We start from the raw sequence: 19,878 nt of genomic DNA on the forward strand, positions 1-19,878 counted from the left end.
AGCGCGAACCAGCACTTTTGCTGCTGGAAAGTGCTAAGCGGCCATATCCTTCTTTACTGCGGCCGGGTACTGACGCGGGGGCCATTCCAGTCCTGTAAAGTCGTTGTGAGTCGGTCAGCTACGATGGCCAGCCGTTGGGGAACTGCTGGCATATCACTGCCAGCCAGCGGCAGAATCCAGATATGCGAGCTTCCGCAGCCAATCTGGTAGCCCGGCCCCATCAATTCCCGCACAGCCGGGGCGAGGTCACGCAAATCCGTTTGGTGCGTGTGATGCTGCACGTACTGGCGAAGCTTTGTCAGCCGGCTTCTTTCGGCTTTGTCACGCGGCTTTTGCTCAATGACCAGGTACGCTTCCTGCGCGGGGAAACCTGTGGTACTCGGGTCGGATTGTGGGGAACGATTCATAAAGCAAGGGGCAAGGGGAGAAGTCGGCCGACTGCGGACGGTCCGGTGGGGTAGGGGAGGGGGCTACTGTTGAAAAAGCAGGTCGGCCGGTGCTACCTGGTGCCACTCTCCGGTCTGCAGGTAGCGAACCTGAAACTGGCCCCGCCGGGTCCGGGCCTGGCTCACGCGGTACGCCGCCGGCGCCGGCGCAGCCTCAGTGGCGGCGGCGCGGTGAAATACCGACCAGCAATTATTGGCAAGGGCCTGCTGCACGTCACGGGTAGCGTGCCTGATGGTGGTTAGGGGACTGCTCATCGTTAGGGGTTATAGTGCTAGCTGGAACTGCCCGCCGTGCTGCTCGCTGGTGCGACGCAGGCCTTCGCAGGCAATGGGTCGAACTGCCCGCACCAGCTTCAATAGGGAGTCGTAGGCGGCTGACGTGTCAATCTCCAGCCCAAGGCGCTCGGCAACCTCCTCGGCGAGCACTTCGCTGTTAATGCCTTTATCCAGCTGCCGCATCAGATTTTCTACGTCGGCAACGGCGGCAATCACCCGGCTGCGGTACTCGTTCCAAGCTGGGCTCTGGATAGTGGGGGCTTCACTGGCTTTCATAAGCAGACTAGAATTAGAGCTAGGGCTAGGATTAAGGCTAGGGCTAGGATTAAGGCTAGGGCTAGCCGCTCGCAAGCGGCCAGCCCCGCCCGGCGGGCTATGCGAGCTGCAGCCAGCTTAGCTCGGCGGCCATAAACTCGCGGTCGATGTCGTCGAGCACCGCAGCCGGCGCGCTGGCTACCGGCGCGGCTGCCGGGGTCTGCACCTCGTCGGCCTCGCTCTCCGGCTCCGCCGTCGTTCCTAGTATCAACTCAGCGGCGCGCTGGGCTTTGCTGGCGGCCTGTACCACAAGCTTCTTATCATTCTTCAACCGTTCCAGCCAGTTCTGAATGTAGGCCACGGCGTTCTCTTCGGTCTGCTCGGTCGCAATGCCGGCCGCCGCGCTCAGAAAGGATGCGCCCATTTCAGCGGTCAGCTCCTCGCGGGCGTAGCTGCTGCTTTGTTTGCCCTCGCCGGCGGTCAGGTCGGCCCGGTCGAGGCGGCTCTGGTGGCCGGTGCTGTGCGTCAGCTCATGAAACAGGGTCTGATAGTAGCCCTCCGACGTGGTGAAGGTTTCCGGCTTGGGCATGTTCACAAAGTCGAGCGCCGGCGAATAGTAGGCCCGCTGGTGCAGGTGCTGAATGGCGGGCTTGCCGTCCCACGCCTCCACGATGCCTTCGGCCACTTCGCTGGGGGTGAACTCCTGCTTGGGTACTTCGGGCAGATTGAACTCGATACCCTCAATATCTTCCACCGAAAACACGGTGTAATACTTCAGGAAGGGCATTTTCTCTTCCTTGCCGGTCTCCTTATTCTCGCGCTTGCTGATGTTGTAATACACTACCTGATGGCCTTTGGCCCCTTTTCTCACGTTGCCGCCCAGCGCCAGCGCCTGCTTGAACGTCATGAAGAAGGGGAGGGCCCCGCTGAAATGCAGCAGGAACAGGTTGATTCCGCTGTACACGCGGCCGGTGGCGTAGTTGCGGGGGAGGCCATACACCGCGTTCCACGGCTTGCGCCACGGAATGATACCGCCTTCCAGCGCCGAAATAATCCGGTCCGTCACAATCTGGTACACGTCGGGCCGGGTTGCGGCTGCTTTGGTGGCTTTCTTGGCGGCGGGCTTGCTGGTCTTTTTCATGGCTAAAAGGCTGTTGTTCCGTTCGTTTGTTATACTTATTAAACGACAGCAACGCGCTATTAGTTGCACTTTATACAATTATTATTCGTATTTATTGCAAGTCATTTCTTTTACTTAATCCTCTCTATCTCCGCCTTTTTTCCCCACCGCCCCTAATTCTGCTTGGTCACGAAACAGAAGGCTCACGTGCACCCTGCTGGGAGCGGGGCGGCTTTTTCAGCCGGCTGGCTCCCAGCTCCGACTCTCTTTTCAATGGGAGAGGCCATCAGGCGGAGCCGCCGGCCTGCGGTCGATGGAGCACAGCGCAGTCGTCGGCAGGCCGGCGGCTCCGCCTGATGGCCCGTGCGCCGGCCTTTTGCGTGAGATACTGTGATGAAATGCAAGCAAAGACTGCGCTTTAGCTTAAAAAGAAGAAACTTTTTATTTTAGCAATTGCTTAAATTCGCAAGTAGTACCTTTGCATAACCATGACTAAAAAAGCTACTGCCTGCATCCGGGTATTCGCTGATACGGCCCGTATCGAGCAGTGCCAGGCGCGATTGGCGCACGTTGAGCCGGCCCTTCAGTCCCTGGCCTCGGTCCTAGCCCTGGCCGGCAACGAGGTGCGCCTAAAAATTCTGCTGCTACTGGCCGACGAACAGCAGTTGTGCGTGTGCGACATCGCCGACGTGCTGCAAATGACCGTCTCGGCCGTGTCCCAGCACTTACGCAAGCTCAAAGATGGGGGCGTGCTGCACGCCCATAAGGTCGGCCAGACCGTGTTTTATGCCCTCAGCCAACCGCATTTACCCATTCTGCAACCGCTATTGGCGGGCTTAGCGGCCACTCCTTCGCTTCAATCGGCCTTATGAATACTTCCCCTTCTTCCAACAAACCCCTGCTCGGGGCCGGCTTGGTGGCGGCGCTGGCCGCGTCGCTGTGCTGCATCACGCCGTTGCTGGCGGTCCTGGGGGGCCTGGGCGGCGTGGCCTCGGCCTTTGCCTGGCTCGAACCCCTGCGGCCCTACTCAGTAGCCCTTACCGTGGGTGCACTGGGCTTTGCCTGGTATCAGCAACTCAAACCAGCGCCGGCCGCCGATGCCTGCGGCTGCACAGTGGACACAAAACCCACCTTTATGCAGTCCAAGGTCTTCCTAGGTGTGGTAACGGTACTGGCGGCGCTGCTGCTGGCCTTCCCTTACTACGGGGCAAAGTTGTACCCCACCCCAGTCGCACCCGTTCCAGTGGCCGCAAGTGCAGCCGGACCGGTCTGGCAAACGGCGAACTACCGCATCGGGGGCATGACCTGCGACGCCTGCGCGAAACACGTCGAGCACGCGGTGCAGCAGCTGCCGGGCGTGCAGGCCGTGACCGTTTCCTACGACCAGGGCACAGCGCAAGTCCGCTTTGATGCGGCCAAAAGCCCCGCCGCGCAGGTCGCCCAAGCTATTAACGGCACTGGCTACAAAGTGCTGGCCACGAACTAACCTCCCCCTGCTCCATGCTTACGCTCGAACCAAAGGCCCCGTTGCTTACTTCCGTCCTAACGTGCCCGGTATGCGGCCACGCGCAAGCGGAGCAAATGCCGACCGACGCTTGTCAATATTTCTACGAATGCACGAGTTGCCACACGGTCTTGAAACCGCTGGCCGGTGATTGCTGCGTGTACTGCTCTTATGGCTCGGTGCCCTGTCCGCCCATTCAGGAACAAGGTTCAGGAAGTTGCTGCGGCTAAACTGGTGCTTTCTCGTTGGTTTCGGGGTGAACGGATTCGAGCGCTGCTGCTAATTCGTTAACTGCGGGGTGGTACTGCGGGTCGTACATCCGGTCATTTTTCCACAGAGAGTAGCAAAGCAGGAGGAGTTTGCGCATGACCGCAATCACACCAGGCTTGCCGTTGGGGTGTCTCGCCCGCAGTCGGGTATAGAAGGCCATCTGCTGCGGGTTGTAACGCAAGCTGCTGATAGCCGGTAGATAAAGGGCCGTACGCAAGCGTACGTTCCCTCGGCGCGAGATGCGCGTGGCTCCGGCAAACAGCCCACTTTGGCGTTGCACTACATCCAACCCGGCGTAGGAAGCCAGTTGCCGCTCGTTATCCACGAGCACGAAGCCGCTGGTTTCGGCGACGACCACGATAGCGGTGGTCAAACCGATGCCAGGCACACTCGTCAGCTGTCTCAACTTGCGACCAAGTTCGGGTTCCGCTTCCAGCAAGGCGGCGAGGTCCTGGTCAACGGCGAGCAACTGCTGCTGAATAAGTGTTTGTTGGGTGGCCAAGCGGGACAGGGAACGGGCATCGGGTTGATAGCTGTGCTGATAGGCATGGATTTTCACCTTGAGGCGTGCCCCATGTCCGGTTAAGCTTTGCCGCTCGCGGGCCAGCGCCCGTAATTGCCGTAAGGCTGGTGAGGGCGGTTGCCAGGCAGGCAAGGCACGCTCCAACCCGAGCCGGCAGAGTAAGCGCGCATCAAGTTGGTCCGTTTTGCTCTTTTGCTCGGTGCTCTGTGCAAAATGCTTCGCCTTGTTGGGGAGGAGCACGCTGAGTGCTTGCGCCTTATCACTTAGAAAATAGGCCAGTTCTTCGTAGTAGACGCCTGTGGCCTCTACTACAAACCAAATGGGAGCCGGCAGCACCGCTTGTTTTTCAGTCCAACTAAGCAAAGCAGCAAAGCCAGTCAGCGTGTTGTCGAATGATGTCTGTTTGCCGAAGCGCAGGTGCTGGCGGGCATCAATTTGCCCAAAACAGGCGACGAAAGTATCTTTCGCAATGTCGATGCCCACGACAAATTTGAGTGGGCTGGTGCAGGGATGGGCGGTAGGCATAAGGAAATGAAAAAAGGGGAAGAACTAGCCAGTCCGGTTTTTACCGCAACTCTCCTTGCACAAATGCGGGATGCCAACGCCGGGCTCCCTCCATACTGTTCAGTCTTCAGGCAAAAACGGGAAACGAGGCACAGTCTCTAACGCGCAATGTCAGGGCCGAAGCCCCGCATTTAGGGATAGTTGGTGACCTCGTTTCCTTTTCTGGCTACCCTTCTACGAAAGGCACTGCAATCATACAAGGGATGGTAGGGGTTTAGTCCGCAGGACCGTAGGCGCAGCCGCAGCCCCGAACAGCCCGGCCCGAAGGGACACGCCTAAATTTCTGTATTGTGTAAATTTTTTTACCTTATCCAGAAATTTTACGTACCTTTACTTAAGACCTGTAACCCGTGCCCCCGCGCTGCTTTTTGCTAGACATTATGCTTATTGACTATGGAGATACTTACTAAGAAAAGATTGAGAGACTATGGAAATACCCAACACCCTGATGTAGCCCAGGCCCTGCTGGAGTGGTTTGAGATGGCCGAGGCGGCTGAGTGGCAGACAGCCGCTGATGTACCCGCTCGCTACGTCGGCAACAACCGCTACGTGTTCAATATTCTGGGCAACCGCTTCCGCCTGATTGTTCGCATCTTTTTCCCGGCTTACCAGGTGTACATCCGCTTCGTGGGCACCCACGCTGAGTACGACCGCATCCCCGACACTTCGACGGTCTGAGCCACCTCCTTCTATCCCAATCATTCACCCCACACGCACAATGGCACTCATCCTGCACACTGAAAAGGAGTATCAGGCCGCTATGACGCGGCTTGAATACCTCATCGACAACGAGCCCGGCAACCTGGACGAAATCAAGGCCCTCGGTCACGCCGCGAACGAATATGAAAACGACCATGGCCACCGGCCCATCTCGCCTACCTCGCTGGTCGGCATGCTGGAGCGGGAGATGGTGGCGCGCCGCCTGAAAAAGCAGGATATGGCTGCCCTGCTCGGCATTGCCAACAGCCGGCTGAGCGAAGTTCTCAACGGCAAGCGCGCCATCAACCTGGACCTAGCCAAGCGCCTCTACCAAAAGCTGGGTATCTCTGCCGAACTTATCCTGGAATACGCGTAGCTGCCCCGCGGGCTTTAGGTGTATTTCAGCAGGCAACACTATACCAAATCCGGCCGGGCGTCAGTCGCTGGCCGGCGGAAATAATTCGTGATGAATATTACGGCCGCTACGCCGCTCAGCCCCGACCCGCAGCGTCGCCTGCACACGGGTGAGGTGGTGCAGGCCCTGTGCCACTACGCGCAGGTATGCCTCTTCGAGAAAATTACTTCGGCCACGTCTTGGCTGGAAGCGGAATAAGCTTGCGGCCACTTCGCTCCCCACCCTCTATCCCAACCACTCACTCGTACCTAATGGCTGTACCCTTCTTCCGGTGGCTGCGCACCCGCTTCGACTTGGCCCACGACATGGCCGACCCAGCCGAAATCGTGGCCGATGTGGAAGCGGGCATTGCCTTCAAGGGCACTAACCTGTGGGTGTTGTTTTTTGCCATTCTGGTGGCTTCGGTAGGACTGAATGTCAACTCTACGGCCGTCATCATAGGAGCCATGCTTATTTCCCCGCTCATGGGCCCGATTGTGGGCGTGGGCTTCGGGGCGGCCACGTCTGACGTGGACCTGGTGCGCCGGGGCCTGAAAAACCTGGGTATCGCGGCGGGTCTGAGCGTACTGGTATCGGCGCTGTACTTCTGCTTCACGCCCCTGACCGATGCCGGCTCTGAGCTGCTGGCCCGCACCACGCCCACCACCTGGGACGTGGCCATTGCCCTGTTTGGCGGCGCGGCCGGTGCCATTGGCTTCACCCGGCGCGAAGTCAGTAACGTGGTGCCGGGCGTTTCCATCGCCACGGCCCTCATGCCGCCCCTGTGCACGGCCGGCTACGGACTGGCCACGGCTCACTGGGCCTTCATGGCCGGAGCATTGTACCTGTTTTGCATCAACGCGGCCTTTATCAGCCTCGCGATGTTTCTGGTAGCACGCATTTTGCCGCTGCCCCAGCACAATTTCATAGACCCACAGCATGCCCGGCGGGCCAAGCTGATGTTCTGGGCGGTGGCCCTGCTTACGGCCGTGCCCAGCGTGTACCTGGCGGCCGGCATTGTGCGCCGCACCACTTTCGAGCACAACGCCCAGCGCTTCGTGGACGAGGAGTTGAACCTGCCGGGGGCCTACGTCATCACCCGGCGCATCGAGTATGACCAGCGGGCCATCAACGTGCTGCTCACGGGCCGGGTGCTCACGCCCGCGCAGCTGCGCGCCGTGCGGGCCCGGCTGGACACCTACCACCTGAGCCGTGCCCAGCTCATCGTGCGGCAGGGGCTGGCGCAGCTGGATTCGGCTGACGCCCATGCCCTGCGCACCAGCTTGCTGGAGGACGTACGCAGCCGCAACGAGCAAACAATGGCCGGCTATGATGCCCGTCTGGCGCAGCTGCAAGAACTTTTAACCCAGCAAGCGGCGAGTAGGTCTGGCCTGCCCGCCCCCGACGCGCTGCTGCGCGAAGTGCAGGCTGAGCACCCCACCGTGCGCCAACTGGCCCTGAGCCAGCTGGCCCACCCAGCCGCCGATTCGCTGCGAGCAGATACCACCGTCGTGGTTTCGGTGCGCACCACCCGTCCCCTGCCCGCCGACGAAGCCCAGCACCTGAGCCAGTGGCTGAGCGTGCGCGCCGGTACCCGCCGGCCCGTGCGCCTGCTGCTGGAAACTACCAAATGAGCGAGTGTAGGGCCCTACTGCTGGCTTTCCAGCCGGGCGATGGCGGCTTTCATCTCGGCAATCTCGCGCTCCTGCGACTGGATGATGCCTTCCGAGAGCTTTTTCACCTCCGGGTCTTTGAACTCGGCCGAGCGGCTAACCAGGATGGCGGAGGAGTGGTGCGGAATCATCGCTTTCAGGTACTGCACGTCGCCGACCGGGATTTGGGCCCGCAGCAGGGTCAGCACCAGGGCAAAGACCAGGACGCTGCCGCCGGCAATCAGCCGGTTCAAACGTTGGTTGGGGTACATGTGGCGCATGAGGCTCAGCATCACCAGGGCCATGGCCGCTACCATCAGCAGGCTCATGTAGGTGCGCGTCAGGCTCAGGTAGACGTGGTCGAACTGGTCTACGTTCAGAAACATCACCGCGTACATCACAAAAAACGAGACAGTCAGCATAATAGCGAAGCCCCGGTAAGGGTGGGGCGACATGGGCATGGGGGCGTTGGGGTTCATCATATAATACTGGCGAAAGGGTCTAGGAGAATGAAGCAGCCACTAAGCCACTCCCCTGCATACGCGCCGTTGCGCTAGCAGGATTAGAAGTCAGAGCCGCCGCGCCGCTGGCTTGCGTGCCCCGTGCTACGCCCTACTCGCTGCCGGTGGCAACTGCCCAGCCCGGAAAGTTTCCAACCATCCCATCCCCATCCGCGTCTAGCACAGCAATACCTTCCCGCCCCTATCCATGGAATTATACAATACCCTGGCCCTGCTCCTCGTGATAGCCGCCGTTTTTGGCTACCTCAACCACCGCTTTCTCAAGCTGCCGGGCACCATCGGGCTGATGATACTGGCCCTGGTCTCGTCGCTGCTGGCCATCGGGCTGGGCAAGCTGGGCGTGGACTGGGTACTGAAAGCCGGTGAGCTGGTGCGCGGCCTCGACTTCCACACGGTGCTCATGCAGGTGATGCTGAGCTTCCTGCTCTTTGCCGGCTCGCTGCACGTGGATGTGCGCGCCCTGGGCCGGGAGGGCGTGGCCGTGGGGGCCATGGCCACGGTGGGCACGCTGCTGTCGACGGCGCTGGTGGGCACCGCGTTCTACTACCTGCTGCCCCTGTTCGGGCGGCCCACCGATTTTATCTACTGCCTGCTGTTTGGGGCCCTTATCTCGCCCACCGACCCGATTGCTGTGCTGGGCATTCTAAAAGAAGCCCGCATCGACAAGCGACTGGAAATCCGCATCGTAGGCGAGTCCCTGTTCAATGACGGCATTGCCGTGGTAGTGTTCGTGAGTTTGTTGCAGATTGCCCAGTTCGGCGAAGCCCAGGCCTCGCCCGGCGTTATCGGGGAGCTGTTTCTGCGCGAAGCGGTGGGCGGCCTGATGCTGGGCGCGGCACTGGGCTACGTCACGTTCTGGGCCCTGCGCAGCATTGACAACTACCAGGTAGAGGTGATGATAACGCTGGCCCTGGTGATGGGCGGCACGGCCCTGGCCACGGCCCTGCATACCTCGGGGCCGCTGGCTATGGTGGTGGCGGGCCTGATTGTGGGCGACCAGGGCCGGGAGTTGGGCATGTCGGATGTGACGCGCGAGTACCTCGACAAGTTCTGGGAGCTGCTGGATGAGATTCTCAACGCGGTGCTGTTCGTGCTCATCGGCCTGGAAATGCTCATCCTCGACATCAGCCGCACCACGCTGCTGGTGGGCCTGGTGGCCATTGGGGTGGTGCTGCTAGCCCGTTGGCTATCGGTGGGCCTGCCGCTGGTGCTACTACAGCGCTTCTATCCCTTCGACCGGCAAACGCTGCGCGTGCTGACCTGGGGCGGGCTGCGAGGCGGCATTTCGGTGGCGCTGGCCCTGTCCCTGCCCGATTCCATGCCCCGCGACCTGCTGGTGGGCATCACCTACGTGGTAGTCATCTTCAGCATCATCGGGCAGGGCCTTACCATCGGGCCACTGGTGAGAAAGCTGGGCCTGAGCACCGGGCCGGACGCTGACAGTACCACCCACTAACCCCGCTTCGCATGAACCGACTCCGTGCCCTGTGGCAGAATGTGAACGCCAGCCTCTGGTTTGTGCCCACGCTGATGGTGGCTGGGGCCATTCTGCTGGCCTTCGGATTGGTGCTGGCCGAGCCGCTGCTCAACCACGAGCGGCTGCAGGACTTCCCGCTGCTGTTCGGGGCCGGGGCCGACGGGGCGCGGGGCATGCTCACGGCCATCGCGGGCTCGATGATAACCGTGGCGGGCCTGATATTCTCGCTCACGCTGAGCACGCTGGCGCAGGTATCGAGCCAGTACACCTCGCGGGTGCTGCGCAACTTCATGCGCGACCGGGCCAACCAGGTAGTGCTGGGCTTCTTCGTGAGCATTTTCGCCTACTGCCTCATCGTGCTACGCACCATCCGGGGTGGCGACGAAGGCCGGTTCATCCCGTCGCTGGCCGTGGGTATGGGGCTGGTGCTGGCGCTGCTAAGCATCGGGGTGCTGATTTTCTTTATCCACCACATGGCTTCCGCTATCCAGGCGGCCACCATCGTGCGCAACGCCACCGAGGAAACCGAAGCGGCTATTGCGCGCCTGTTTCCCGACGAGTTGGGCGAAGAGGCCAGTGTCGTCGAAGCCGAAGAATGGCTCCGGCAGGCGGGGCAGCTCACCTGGCAGCCGGTATTTTCGACGGCCACGGGCTACGTGCAAAACATCGACGAAGACGGCCTGCTTGCGGTGGCGCGCGGCCTGCAGGGCGTAGTGCGCCTGGAGCACGGCATCGGGGGGTTTGTAGCTCGGCGAGCGCTGCTACTCTCGGTGGCCGGCTACGCAGGCAACCCGCCGGCCCTCCCGGCCGACCTCACCGACCAAATGAATGCCTTGTTCAGCCTGGGCAGCCAGCGCACCATCGAGCAGGACGCGGGCTTTGGCCTGCGCCAGATTGTGGACATTGCCCTCAAGGCCCTCTCGCCGGGCATCAACGACACTACCACGGCCATTATCTGCATCGACCACCTCGGGGCCCTACTGGCACAGCTAGCCGACCGCCGCCTGGCTGGGCCGCTGCGCACCGACGAGGACCGGGTGCGCGTGGTGGCCGTGCGCCCCTCGTTCGGGCAGCTCGTGGCCAGCGCCTTCGACCAGGTTCGCAGTAGCGCCGACGGCAACGTGGGCGTGTATCTGCGCCTGCTCACGGCCTTGGCCACCGTGGCGCAGCACGCCCAGGCCCCGGCGCGCCGGCAGGCCTTGTGGCAGCAGGCCGAACTGGTAGAAGAAGCCGCCCAACGCACCCTGTCCACCCCCTACGAGCGGGAACAGGTGCGCGAGCGGCTGGCGCAGCTGCTGCCACGCCTGGCATAGCTACTCGGCCGGGTTGGCGAGCGGCGGGGTACCCGTGGGCGGCGAAGTGGCCGCCCGGGCTTCGGGCACGTTGCCCGGGCCGGCGGGCCAGCCTTCGCGCTGCTGCCGGCGGTCACCGTCGGTGGTTTCGGTCTGGTCGTGCAACAGGATTTGCTGGGTGGGAAAGGGCAGGTCGATGCCGTTTTCAGTAAGCTTGTTTTTGATGGCTTCCAGCACCCGGTCCTGGGCGTCGAGCACGTCGGCCTGGCGCGGCGGGTTCACCCACCAGCGGGCGCGGAGGTTGACGCTGCTGCCGGCCAAGTCGACCACAATGGCTTCGGGGGCGGGCTCGGTAAGTACGCCCTCCACACCCTGCATGGCTTCGATGATGAGGCGGCGGGCGGTAGCAATGTCGTCGCCATACCCGATGCCCACGTCGTATTGCAGGCGGCGCTTGTCGTAGGCGGTGTTTACCATCACGGCGTTGGTAAACAGTTCCGCGTTGGGAATAATGACGCGGCGGCCGTCGTAGGTTTTGATGGCCGTGGCGCGGGTCTGAATGTCTTCCACGGTGCCCTCAAAGTCCTTGTACTTAATCTGGTCGCCAATCTTGAAGGGCTCGGTGAGCAGCAGCAGCACCCCGGCCAGGAAGTTCTGAAAGATATCCTTGAAGGCGAAGCCGATGGCAATGCCGCCCACGCCCAGCGCGCTGATGAGGCTGGCCGGCGTGAAGCCCGGCAGCACGATGGTGACCGTGACGAGCACGCCCAGAATGAGCATGCCCACGTAAGCCAGCCGGCTCAGCAGCCGCGCCAGGCTCTGGCTGCTGCTGCGGCTGCTGGTAACGCGCTGCACCAGCGAGCGAACTCCGCTGGCCAACGCCATAAAAATCACGAATACCACCAGGCCGAAGACGATGTTCGGCAGGGCCAGCATCAGGTCGCGGCCAATCTGGTTGAGCTTCTGCCAGGCAAGAGAAAAATCCATAGTGCCCCTGCATACGTGCCCGCAAGGAAAATTGCTGAAAAATAAGGCCCAAGCATCCGCTTACAGGCGCAGAATAACTTATTGCACTCTGCCGATGAGCTTATGACAAAGCAGGTCGAATACAGGGCAAAATGAGCCCGCTGTTATCAGGAGATGCTCGTGGCTTCGTAGTCAATAAAGTAGGCCGGCACGCAGCCGCTAGGACCTACGTCTAAAAACACCCCCAGTCCATACTTGTACTCCCCGTCTTGGTGAACAAAGTCTTCCAGCTTGATTCGGTCATTGTCCCGGGATTCAGGATTCCACCATCCTTTAATTTCGATAACCAGAATGTTGCTGTCATTGGAATTCCTCGTGTGAATAATCAAATCAGGTCTAACCCCATTTGGACGTCTGGGAGTCCTCTTGGGGTACAAGCCATTTTTATTGTATTCCATGTCAAAATCACGCTGCCTCAACCAGTCAAGTTGCTGGCATTGCCTCAGCAGGTAAATGCCAAAGCGAAAGGACACGGCTTGTTCCATCCCAGTTCTGCGAATCAGTTCAGCATCGTTCTGATACAACTGTCCCAAGCTGATGTCAATTATATCTTTTAACTGGGCTATTTGGCTTATTGTCAATCTCATCGTATTGGTTTCCGCTCGTGGAATGTGACAAGACACCCGCTGAATAGCCGTAATTTCTTCTACTCCGGTCGCTCCACTCGAAACTTCGGGGCCACGTAGTCTTTGGGCAGGTAATCGGCGGGGATGGTGGTCTGGTTGCCGTCGCGGGCGGCGCGGTAGTGGGGCGACATGATTTCGACCCCGGCCGCGTTGAACTGGTCCTGGATATGCTGGTGGATACGCGAGTAGATGACGGCCTGGCGACTGGCCTCGCGGGTGTAGGCGTTGAGCTGGTAGCTCACGTAGAAGTCGTCGAGGCTGGTTTGCAGCACAAAGGGCGCGGGCTCGGCCAGCACGCCCTCGGCCTGCGTGGCCGCCGCGATGAGCAACTCATGCACCTGCGCCCAGGGCACGTCGTAGCCGATGGTGACGGTGGTGTGCAGCACCAGACCCAATGTGGGCGCGGCGCTGGTGAAGTTGGTGGTGTAGGAGCTCATGATGGAGGAATTCGGGATGGTGATTTCCTCGTTTTTGATGGTGCGGATGCGCGTCACGAGTAGGTTTTTCTCGATGATGTCGCCCGTCACGTCCCCGATTTTCACCCGGTCGCCCAGCTTGTAGGCCCGCATGTAGGTGAGCACCAGCCCGGCCACGATGTTGGACAAGGAGCCCGCCGAGCCAAACGTGAACAGAAACCCCAGAAACACCGAAACACCCTTAAAAACGGGTGACTCAGAGCCCGGCAGATACGGAAAAATCACGACCAGCAAAAAGGCAAACACCAGCACCCGCACAATCTGGTAGGTGGGGTTGGCCCAGTCAGGGTAGAAGCCGTCGATGGTGAGGCGGCCCAGCCGGATTTCCTCCTTAAGGAAGTGCACGCCCCGCAGCACGTAGCGAAACACGGTCACGATGACCACGATGGTAATCAGGTTGGGCAGGAAGTCCCAGAGAGCCAAGGCCATCCTTCGCAGTGGGGTCAGCACGTAGCCCAGCAGGGTATCGGCCACGCCCTGCGTGCCGGGGAAGATGCTGAAGAGCAGCGGCAGCACCAGCGAGATGATGAGGAAGATGAGCACCCAGCGCAGCACGTTGAGCAGCAGCAGGGCCGCGTCGAGGCCGCGGCGGGGCGTAAATAGCTCGTAGTTGTTCACGCGCACCGCCCGGAACCAGGTAGCTTCTTTCAGCAGCAGCTTGCCCCGCACCCAGCCAAAGAGCCGGTTCACCAGCCGCACCACGAAGAAAAAGGCCACCAGCACCAGCAGCACCAGCCCGATTTCTTTCAAAATGTTCCTGAAGCGATGCGCCTCGCGGTAGCGGGCCACGGCCTGCACGATGCGCGCCCGGTACTGCCGGGCCAGGGTGTCGCGCGGGACGCTGGCCCACAGCGCATCGGTTTCCGACACGCTTTGCACCACCAGTTCGCCGTACATCAGGTCGATGGTTTGCTCGGCCGGGTACAGGCGCAGCGAGTCGGGCCGGAAGTCCACGTTGGCTTCCAGGCGCTGCACTTTCTCGGCGATAAGGGCAGCTCGCTCGCGGGGCGAAAACGGCCCCAGTTTGGTATAAATGCGAAACAGCGTATCCTGCCGCAGTACCACGGGGAAGCCTGGGGTGCCGGGCCGCAGCGCGTCGATACGCTGCCGGACACGCACTAGCCGCAATGAATCGACCCGCCGGAGCAGGGCCGATTCGCTGGCGCGCGAAGAATCAGCGGAGGTAATCAGGGCTTTTTGAGCCAACGCTGGTCCACTGGCCAGCACGGCCAGCACCACCAGCCAGTAAGAGTAGAAACAACGCATGCACAAAGACGAGTAAGTACGCCAGGCATGGTCCTAGCGCAGGAATTAAGCCTGACAAGGTACCCGGTTTTCACCCAACCCTCACAAAAGTCCCGACCTTCCCGAAAACTACCGCGCTTGTCCTTTCGGCCATCGCGTCCGTTCGCCCGTATTTTCCATGAATGCCTGATTCGCCCTCCCGCTACGCCCGTATTCTCGCCTGGCTCGACCAGCACGTCATCCGCCCCTTCTACACCGACCGGGTGCGGCGGCTTATTCTGCAGAGCTTTCCGTTCTGGATTGCCTCCATTCTGACCGGCGTGGTAGCCGTAGGCTATGAGAAACTGTTTGGCTGGGCCGAGCAGGTAAGCTTTTCCTGGCTGGGGCGCACCCCTTGGCTGGCGTTCGTGCTCCCACCGCTGGCCTTCGGTGCCTCCTGGCTGCTGGTGCGGCAGTGGGCGCCAGCGGCGCGGGGCAGCGGCATCCCGCAGGTCATGGCCGGCATCGAGCTGTCTAACCCCGGACAGCACCATCGCACGGCCTACCTGCTGAGCCTGCGCGTGGCCATCGTCAAAGTCCTTAGTAGCGTCGTGCTGCTGCTGGGCGGGGGTGTCATTGGCCGCGAAGGGCCGACTATTCAGATTTCGGCCGCCATTTTCCGGGCCATCAATAAGCTGCAGCCCGCCGGCTGGCCGCAGCTCTCGCGCCAGATTGCGTTGGTGACGGGCGGGGCGGCGGGGCTGGCAGCGGCCTTTAACACGCCGCTGGGAGGCATTGTGTTTGTGGTGGAAGAGTTGACGCAGATGCACATGGCCCGGTTTCGCATGGCCGTGTTCACCGCCGTTATCATCGCTGGCCTCACAGCCCAGACCTTTTTGGGGCCTTATCTGTACCTGGGCTTTCCGAAGATTGTGCCGGTAGCTGGCTGGGGACAGCTACTGGTGGTGGTGATAGCGCTGGTGTGCGGTCTGGCCGGGGCAGCCTTTGCCAAAACGCTGCTGTGGCTGGGGCGCTACCGGCAGCGCTTTACCACGCTGGCCGCGCAGGCGAGCTGGGTGCTGGGCTGCGGGCTGTTGCTGGGCTGCCTAGCGTATCTGGTAGGTAGTGAAGGAGTGGGAACGGGCAAGCCTATCATCAACCGGCTGCTGTTTCAAAACGACGGGCAGACGCCTTGGTACCTGTTTCCGGTGCGCTTCGCCGGCATGGCCCTGAGCTATAGCAGCGGCGGGGCTGGAGGGGTGTTTGCCACCTCGCTCAGCGCGGGCGCCATATTGGGCGACGGTATCTGCCAAGTATTCGACGTAGCCGTGCCCGACCGTAACCTGCTGATTTTGGTAAGCATGGTGAGCTTCCTGACCGGGGTAGTTCGCTCCCCTTTCACGGCCGCCATTTTGGTGCTGGAAATGACGGACCGGCACTCAGCCATTTTCCAACTGCTCATCAGCGGCCTGTTGGCCCAAGGGGTAGCCTCTATCATCGATAAGCACTCGCTTTATGAGCACCTAAAGGCCGGTTTCATTCGCGAGACCAGTGAATTGGCTCAGTCGCCACCGTCCAGAACTGCCGATTAGACGTCCGTATAAATATCACGCGTGCAAGACAGCAAGCAGTACCCAGCTACCGGGTGATTTCTGTATTGCGCGCCGGCGTGGCCACCTCCTGACTTTTGCTTAGCTCGCGCCGCTCAGCCTGGTCGCTGCTGTGCTCCACAACGTGACTACCGGGCTGCTCTGCCACTGCATCCAGCGTGTGGCTAATCCGGCTAAGCTCCGGCTGGTCGGTGCGGTAAGTGACTTTCATCTCCGAGTGGCGGATACCATCGGCGGCGGTGGTACTCTGAATGTCACCGGCTTTAGCTCCGCTGTCGATGATGGCAGCCTGTACGGCCTCGGCCTGGCCCCGCTCACCTGGGGTAATGGCGGGCTCGTCCACTTTGATGACTATCTGCTTTTCGCTGCCTGGCGCACCGGCCGAAGCTTCGAGCGGCGGCTTCTCGGCCACATCCAGGCTACGGTCCCGGTTGTGGGGCTGAATGGGAGCAACTTCGGCCGCTGCCTGGCGCGCTGCCTGGTCGGCTTCGCTTTCCGCTACCCGCACACCAACATATTGCTCCCGCCCGGCCTCTGCGCGAGCGTTGGTATTGGTCACGATGGCATGAATGATGGCAATATCGGGCTGGTCGTTGCGGTAGGTCATGTCGAACTCCGCCCGCCGGATGCCCTGCGCATCCATCGTGCTGCGAATCTCACTCGTTTGCATCGAGTAGCCGGAGTTATCCAGAATTTCCTTCCAAGCCTCGGCGCGGCCGGTGGTGTTGGGCTCCAGCTCATCGATTTGCCAGGTTGCTACCTTCACCTCCGCTTGGGCTGCCGGCAGGTCGGCGGCCGCCGGGCGCGCCGCGAAGCGGGCCTGGTCGCGTAGCTCAGCCTGCTCGGCCTCATCAACTTTGCGGCCGGTGGGAGGGGGGTTATCGTTGATGTATTCCTTTAGCAGCACCAGGCCCGCGTCCCGGGCGTGCACGAACTGCGCCGTATGCGCTGCTGCTTCCTGCTCGGTTCGGTACGAGCGGAACGGCTGCTCCGCATCCTGGCGGCCGGCGTCAGCGACTGCCGCGCCCATCATTGCCTGATTGAAGCGACGGTCCTCCGCCTGGCGCTCGGCCTGGCTTTCGGGGCTGTTGTCGTCTATTCGCTGCTGCCGCTGCCGCTCATCGTACTGGCGGCGGGTTTCCTGCTCGGCACGCTCCATCGCGGCGGAGCGGGCGTATTCCGCTTGGCGCTGCTGTTCGCGCTGGTCCCGCTCGGCAGCGCGCTGCTGCTCGTCCAGCTGCGCCTGGGCGCGGATTTGCTCGGCGCTCAGGCCTTGCGCCGTTAGCTCCAACTCCCGGTTCCAGTCTTTGGCCTGCGGATAATCGACCCGGATGAAAGCCTCCTGGCTGCGCTCCTGCTCGGGCCGCAGCTGCTCCCGCTGGCGGTACAGCTCCTGGCTGATTACTTCGAGCTGGGCGGTATCGGCCTTGGCCACCGACAGGCGCAGGACGGTTTCTCGCTCGGTGCTGCGCTGCACTTCCAGCTCAATGGTAGGGCCGGCTTCCTGGGTGCCGTTCATGCGGGCTACCCGCTCGGTCAACTGCTGCACCTGAGCCGCCCCGCTCTCGGCGCTGTCGTGGCGGTAGCTCACTTTCAGGGCCGTATGGTACTTATCCGACGTGGCGTGCCACTCCACCGGGCGGCTGGCTTCCTTGTAGGCTTCCTGGTCGGCCACGGGTACCAGCGGGCGAGCCGGGTGCAACTCGTTCATATAGTTCATGTTGAACTGCCGCCCGCCGGCGTCGCGGTCATTGGCCAGCACGATTTCCTTGGGCTCCTGCTTGTCAATCACCCGCTGAATCAGGGCCACCTGCGCTTCGGTGGGCGTGCCGCTGGTAGCCACGTAAAGGGTGTTTCGGGGGTCCTGCGCGTGTTTCAGCTGGTAGTGGGAGAGGGAGTCAATGGCCGACTCGGACACGACCACCCGCTCAACCGGCGTATTCTTACCCTGGGTGGGGTGCGATACCCAGATGCCGTTTTTGGGCAGTGGCAGCAGGTTTTTGTAGTGCTCGTTCTTCTGCTCGACGCTGGCCAAGCCCTGCTCGTTGTAGAGCGGAAAAGCGGTGTTCTTGTGCTCGTTCTGCTGCGCGGTGAAGATGCGCCCCTGAAAAGCCGGGCTGTCAATCGTGCTATCGGTAATACCTCGGCCGTGCAGGTAGCTGCGGTCGGTTAGCTCCTTATTCACGCCCAGCACCTCAGCAATGAGGCGCGTTTTGCGGTCTTCCTGCTGCTGGCGTTCATGGTCTGGGTCGCCTACTGGCAGGGCATTGAGCCTGCTCACGTCCACCGGGGCAGCATAAACACGGGCTGGGGCAGGCCCGTCATGCAGATACTCGCGTAGCTGCTGGCGAACCTGCCCCAAATTCAATCCGTGGCCGTTGCCGCCCCGGGTTTTCGCAAAATCAATAACGCTGCCCTTGTCCCGGTCGTCGCCGGTGTTCAGGTACACCTGGTGGTCGGCCTTACGGGTGACGATGAGCACCTCCCCGTCTTTTTCGAGCTGGTGCCAGTCGCCGCGCTTGCCTTCCTTCCTGACTTGGTAGCCCTGCCGCTCGGCGTAGTCTACCAGGTCAATGTCACGCTTGAACCGGTCAAGCTCGGTGGGGTCGTTTTCTCGAATAGGGACATTCATCGCGGGGAGCTTACAAGTGGTCGTTGATGACCAGTAGCTCCGGGCGGGGAAGGGCAGACGGGAATGAGTCCGCCTGGCTACCCAGAAAACTATCCGGTCGAGGTTACGGGGCTGGGGCTGCCGATGCGCCGGCGGCGTGCTCAGTGCCGGGCAGGGGAGGGGTGCCGCTGTCGAAGCACTTCAGTTGCTTCTGGAAAGTGGTCAGGGCCTCCTGGCTGGGAAATAGAAAGCGCGGGCTCTCGCTGTTGGGCGGAATCCTGATTAGCTCAGTGGCCACGTCGAGGTTGCGGAGCAAGCGCTGCAACAGGCGGGGCTCTTCGCGCTTCAGGGAGTTGTTTTTTAGTCCTACAATACTGGTGTAGGGCAGCTCATGCTGCTCGCAGAACGATTTCAGCTCCCCTTTAGGAAGCATCAGCAGGCGGAATTGGGCATAGCGTAAAACGTCGGCATAAGGGACGGTGAGATTTAGGTCGGGAAAGCCCAAGGGGGCCGAAATGTGTGCAGATGGTACCATGCAAGAGGTGGCTTTGTGAGGGTGAACAGGTGTGCTAGTAGACCTAACGAGAGGCATAATCTACAAAGACACGAATTCAAGCCATTCGCTGCAAATGGCTAATACAAAACCCGCAATGGTACCCCGCGCTCCGGTAGCAGCTCAACAGCAGTTGGCTCGGCCTAAACGCGGTTGCCCATCCCTAACGAAGAAACTTATCAGAAGTTTTACAGAATATTAAAAGAATCATTTTAGAAATCTTTCAGAACTCTTTCAGAACACAAGCTGTAAGCAGGGCTCATATGAAAATGGCCTTTATCGTTGTGTTCACCTTGTTTTTACTGTTTGCCCTGTCCGGCTTGGCCTGGCGGCGCATCAAGAGTAAGAGCAAGCCGGCTGACCTCGTGGCCAAGAGCAACCACCGCTCGGTGTGGTCTTTTCATTATGGCCCCGCAACTATTCTACCGTCCCGGGAGGTAGTCGCGCCAAGTCCGCCGCCGGCTACCGGCAATGCGCTGGCCCGGCTCATGCCCGACGAGGACCAGCGGGTACGGGAAGAGCGGGCCCAAGCCGCAGCGGCAGCTGACAGCGAAGCGACCAAGAACCCCACCACTGAACAGGCGCAACAGCCAGACACGTCGGAACCGTCTGCTGGCAAAGATGCCGCAGCGGCCCTGTACGCTTCCCCGTTCGATAAGCCAGTGGTAGGCAGAGGTTAAGCGGCTTGTTTAAATTCGAGTGGGGTCATGAAATTCAAGGCCTGGTGGGGCCGTTGGGTGTTATAGTCGTGCCGCCACT

General features: G+C 61.1%; 23 protein-coding genes. 11 read left to right on the forward strand and 12 right to left on the reverse strand.

The genetic code is table 11. The annotated features are described in order from the left end of the window. Nucleotides 1-53: 53 nt before the first annotated feature. The 4 genes from FY528_RS19230 to FY528_RS19245 form a co-directional block, all read right to left on the reverse strand. Nucleotides 54-407: a hypothetical protein gene (locus tag FY528_RS19230; protein ID WP_149072653.1), complete on the reverse strand. Its 354-nt coding sequence runs from the start codon at nucleotides 405-407 to the stop codon at nucleotides 54-56. A gap of 63 nt (nucleotides 408-470) precedes the next feature. Further along, nucleotides 471-701, reverse strand: coding sequence for a hypothetical protein (locus FY528_RS19235; RefSeq protein WP_149072654.1), 231 nt, complete (start codon nucleotides 699-701; stop codon nucleotides 471-473). A 9-nt stretch (nucleotides 702-710) separates the two neighbouring features. Then, entirely contained in the window at nucleotides 711-998 is a 288-nt protein-coding gene (locus FY528_RS19240) for a hypothetical protein (protein WP_149072655.1), read from the reverse strand. Between the two features lie 97 nt (nucleotides 999-1,095). Next, nucleotides 1,096-2,118, reverse strand: coding sequence for an ArdC family protein (locus tag FY528_RS19245; protein ID WP_149072656.1), 1,023 nt, complete (start codon nucleotides 2,116-2,118; stop codon nucleotides 1,096-1,098). A 467-nt stretch (nucleotides 2,119-2,585) separates the two neighbouring features. Here FY528_RS19245 and FY528_RS19250 point away from each other — a divergent pair, with 467 nt between their 5' ends. Genes FY528_RS19250 through FY528_RS21685 form a run of 3 tightly spaced genes read left to right on the forward strand, consistent with a single transcriptional unit; the run spans nucleotide 2,586 to nucleotide 3,831 of the window. Next, nucleotides 2,586-2,969, forward strand: coding sequence for an ArsR/SmtB family transcription factor (locus tag FY528_RS19250; RefSeq protein ID WP_044017964.1), 384 nt, complete (start codon nucleotides 2,586-2,588; stop codon nucleotides 2,967-2,969). Further along, nucleotides 2,966-3,583 (forward strand): mercuric transport protein MerTP, encoded by a 618-nt coding sequence (gene merTP / locus FY528_RS19255; RefSeq protein ID WP_044017963.1) that lies wholly within the window; start codon nucleotides 2,966-2,968, stop codon nucleotides 3,581-3,583. Before FY528_RS19250 ends, merTP begins: the two co-directional genes overlap by 4 nt. Nucleotides 3,584-3,597: 14 nt before the next feature. Beyond that, nucleotides 3,598-3,831: a GDCCVxC domain-containing (seleno)protein gene (locus tag FY528_RS21685; RefSeq protein ID WP_071884577.1), complete on the forward strand. Its 234-nt coding sequence runs from the start codon at nucleotides 3,598-3,600 to the stop codon at nucleotides 3,829-3,831. On the opposite strand, the gene FY528_RS19265 is transcribed toward FY528_RS21685, so the two are convergent. Beyond that, complete coding sequence (locus FY528_RS19265; RefSeq protein ID WP_245855421.1) at nucleotides 3,828-4,919, reverse strand: IS110 family RNA-guided transposase; 1,092 nt, start codon at nucleotides 4,917-4,919, stop codon at nucleotides 3,828-3,830. The two genes, FY528_RS21685 and FY528_RS19265, sit on opposite strands and share 4 nt — an antisense overlap. Nucleotides 4,920-5,351: 432 nt before the next feature. Here FY528_RS19265 and FY528_RS19270 point away from each other — a divergent pair, with 432 nt between their 5' ends. From FY528_RS19270 to FY528_RS19280, 4 genes are all read left to right on the forward strand, one after another. After that, nucleotides 5,352-5,636 (forward strand): type II toxin-antitoxin system HigB family toxin, encoded by a 285-nt coding sequence (locus FY528_RS19270; RefSeq protein WP_149072657.1) that lies wholly within the window; start codon nucleotides 5,352-5,354, stop codon nucleotides 5,634-5,636. A 40-nt stretch (nucleotides 5,637-5,676) separates the two neighbouring features. Continuing rightward, nucleotides 5,677-6,033 carry a helix-turn-helix domain-containing protein gene (locus tag FY528_RS19275; RefSeq protein ID WP_073288160.1) on the forward strand — a complete coding sequence of 119 codons (357 nt, stop codon included), beginning with the start codon at nucleotides 5,677-5,679 and terminating at the stop codon, nucleotides 6,031-6,033. Nucleotides 6,034-6,120: 87 nt separating this feature from the next. Beyond that, the gene (locus tag FY528_RS21360; protein WP_187632202.1) at nucleotides 6,121-6,270 is read left to right on the forward strand and encodes a hypothetical protein; all 150 of its coding nucleotides are present in this window, start codon (nucleotides 6,121-6,123) and stop codon (nucleotides 6,268-6,270) included. A 53-nt stretch (nucleotides 6,271-6,323) separates the two neighbouring features. Beyond that, nucleotides 6,324-7,685, forward strand: a complete 1,362-nt coding sequence (locus FY528_RS19280; protein WP_187632203.1) for a DUF389 domain-containing protein — start codon at nucleotides 6,324-6,326, stop codon at nucleotides 7,683-7,685. A gap of 14 nt (nucleotides 7,686-7,699) precedes the next feature. Here FY528_RS19280 and FY528_RS19285 read toward each other — a convergent pair whose 3' ends face one another. Next, entirely contained in the window at nucleotides 7,700-8,185 is a 486-nt protein-coding gene (locus FY528_RS19285) for a DUF305 domain-containing protein (protein ID WP_262384062.1), read from the reverse strand. Between the two features lie 226 nt (nucleotides 8,186-8,411). On the opposite strand from FY528_RS19285, the gene FY528_RS19290 reads away from it, so the two are divergent. Both FY528_RS19290 and FY528_RS19295 read left to right on the forward strand, forming a co-directional pair. After that, complete coding sequence (locus FY528_RS19290) at nucleotides 8,412-9,680, forward strand: cation:proton antiporter (protein ID WP_149072659.1); 1,269 nt, start codon at nucleotides 8,412-8,414, stop codon at nucleotides 9,678-9,680. Nucleotides 9,681-9,691: 11 nt separating this feature from the next. Next, entirely contained in the window at nucleotides 9,692-11,014 is a 1,323-nt protein-coding gene (locus FY528_RS19295; RefSeq protein WP_149072660.1) for a DUF2254 domain-containing protein, read from the forward strand. On the opposite strand, the gene FY528_RS19300 is transcribed toward FY528_RS19295, so the two are convergent. The 3 genes from FY528_RS19300 to FY528_RS19310 form a co-directional block, all read right to left on the reverse strand. Next, nucleotides 11,015-11,980, reverse strand: coding sequence for a mechanosensitive ion channel family protein (locus FY528_RS19300; RefSeq protein ID WP_149072661.1), 966 nt, complete (start codon nucleotides 11,978-11,980; stop codon nucleotides 11,015-11,017). A 146-nt stretch (nucleotides 11,981-12,126) separates the two neighbouring features. Then, a complete protein-coding gene (locus FY528_RS21365; RefSeq protein WP_222931841.1) occupies nucleotides 12,127-12,552 on the reverse strand; it encodes a hypothetical protein in 426 nt (141 codons plus the stop codon). Between the two features lie 113 nt (nucleotides 12,553-12,665). Next, nucleotides 12,666-14,387: a mechanosensitive ion channel family protein gene (locus tag FY528_RS19310; protein WP_149072663.1), complete on the reverse strand. Its 1,722-nt coding sequence runs from the start codon at nucleotides 14,385-14,387 to the stop codon at nucleotides 12,666-12,668. Between the two features lie 161 nt (nucleotides 14,388-14,548). Between FY528_RS19310 and FY528_RS19315 the strand changes: the two genes are divergently transcribed. Continuing rightward, entirely contained in the window at nucleotides 14,549-15,937 is a 1,389-nt protein-coding gene (locus FY528_RS19315; protein WP_149072664.1) for a chloride channel protein, read from the forward strand. Nucleotides 15,938-15,983: 46 nt separating this feature from the next. Here the strand turns inward: FY528_RS19315 and FY528_RS19320 are convergent, their stop codons facing one another. Together FY528_RS19320 and FY528_RS19325 are read right to left on the reverse strand one after the other, a co-directional pair. Continuing rightward, nucleotides 15,984-18,587 (reverse strand): toprim domain-containing protein, encoded by a 2,604-nt coding sequence (locus FY528_RS19320; RefSeq protein ID WP_149072665.1) that lies wholly within the window; start codon nucleotides 18,585-18,587, stop codon nucleotides 15,984-15,986. Between the two features lie 103 nt (nucleotides 18,588-18,690). Continuing rightward, nucleotides 18,691-19,101 (reverse strand): hypothetical protein, encoded by a 411-nt coding sequence (locus tag FY528_RS19325; protein ID WP_149072666.1) that lies wholly within the window; start codon nucleotides 19,099-19,101, stop codon nucleotides 18,691-18,693. 281 nt (nucleotides 19,102-19,382) lie between these two features. On the opposite strand from FY528_RS19325, the gene FY528_RS19330 reads away from it, so the two are divergent. Next, nucleotides 19,383-19,799, forward strand: a complete 417-nt coding sequence (locus FY528_RS19330) for a hypothetical protein (RefSeq protein ID WP_187632205.1) — start codon at nucleotides 19,383-19,385, stop codon at nucleotides 19,797-19,799. On the opposite strand, the gene FY528_RS21850 is transcribed toward FY528_RS19330, so the two are convergent. Further along, nucleotides 19,796-19,878 (reverse strand): integrase core domain-containing protein (locus tag FY528_RS21850; RefSeq protein ID WP_149072669.1); only part of this gene is annotated, 83 nt, incomplete at its 5' end. The genes FY528_RS19330 and FY528_RS21850 overlap by 4 nt on opposite strands.

Origin of the sequence: Hymenobacter lutimineralis (assembly GCF_008271285.1) — a bacterium.
Taxonomy (GTDB): Bacteria; Bacteroidota; Bacteroidia; order Cytophagales; family Hymenobacteraceae; genus Hymenobacter; species Hymenobacter lutimineralis.

Coding starts and splice junctions, on each gene's coding strand:
- FY528_RS19325 (WP_149072666.1), bottom strand. CDS start 19,101: ATGGTACCATCTGCACACATTTCGGCCCCCTTGGGCTTTCCCGACCTA.
- FY528_RS19330 (WP_187632205.1), top strand. CDS start 19,383: ATGAAAATGGCCTTTATCGTTGTGTTCACCTTGTTTTTACTGTTTGCC.
- FY528_RS19300 (WP_149072661.1), bottom strand. CDS start 11,980: ATGGATTTTTCTCTTGCCTGGCAGAAGCTCAACCAGATTGGCCGCGAC.
- FY528_RS19310 (WP_149072663.1), bottom strand. CDS start 14,387: ATGCGTTGTTTCTACTCTTACTGGCTGGTGGTGCTGGCCGTGCTGGCC.
- FY528_RS19295 (WP_149072660.1), top strand. CDS start 9,692: ATGAACCGACTCCGTGCCCTGTGGCAGAATGTGAACGCCAGCCTCTGG.
- FY528_RS19320 (WP_149072665.1), bottom strand. CDS start 18,587: ATGAATGTCCCTATTCGAGAAAACGACCCCACCGAGCTTGACCGGTTC.
- FY528_RS19230 (WP_149072653.1), bottom strand. CDS start 407: ATGAATCGTTCCCCACAATCCGACCCGAGTACCACAGGTTTCCCCGCG.
- FY528_RS19280 (WP_187632203.1), top strand. CDS start 6,324: ATGGCTGTACCCTTCTTCCGGTGGCTGCGCACCCGCTTCGACTTGGCC.
- FY528_RS19265 (WP_245855421.1), bottom strand. CDS start 4,919: ATGCCTACCGCCCATCCCTGCACCAGCCCACTCAAATTTGTCGTGGGC.
- FY528_RS19285 (WP_262384062.1), bottom strand. CDS start 8,185: ATGATGAACCCCAACGCCCCCATGCCCATGTCGCCCCACCCTTACCGG.
- FY528_RS19270 (WP_149072657.1), top strand. CDS start 5,352: ATGGAGATACTTACTAAGAAAAGATTGAGAGACTATGGAAATACCCAA.
- FY528_RS19245 (WP_149072656.1), bottom strand. CDS start 2,118: ATGAAAAAGACCAGCAAGCCCGCCGCCAAGAAAGCCACCAAAGCAGCC.
- FY528_RS19315 (WP_149072664.1), top strand. CDS start 14,549: ATGCCTGATTCGCCCTCCCGCTACGCCCGTATTCTCGCCTGGCTCGAC.
- FY528_RS19250 (WP_044017964.1), top strand. CDS start 2,586: ATGACTAAAAAAGCTACTGCCTGCATCCGGGTATTCGCTGATACGGCC.
- FY528_RS19240 (WP_149072655.1), bottom strand. CDS start 998: ATGAAAGCCAGTGAAGCCCCCACTATCCAGAGCCCAGCTTGGAACGAG.
- FY528_RS19275 (WP_073288160.1), top strand. CDS start 5,677: ATGGCACTCATCCTGCACACTGAAAAGGAGTATCAGGCCGCTATGACG.
- FY528_RS21685 (WP_071884577.1), top strand. CDS start 3,598: ATGCTTACGCTCGAACCAAAGGCCCCGTTGCTTACTTCCGTCCTAACG.
- FY528_RS19235 (WP_149072654.1), bottom strand. CDS start 701: ATGAGCAGTCCCCTAACCACCATCAGGCACGCTACCCGTGACGTGCAG.
- FY528_RS19290 (WP_149072659.1), top strand. CDS start 8,412: ATGGAATTATACAATACCCTGGCCCTGCTCCTCGTGATAGCCGCCGTT.
- merTP (WP_044017963.1), top strand. CDS start 2,966: ATGAATACTTCCCCTTCTTCCAACAAACCCCTGCTCGGGGCCGGCTTG.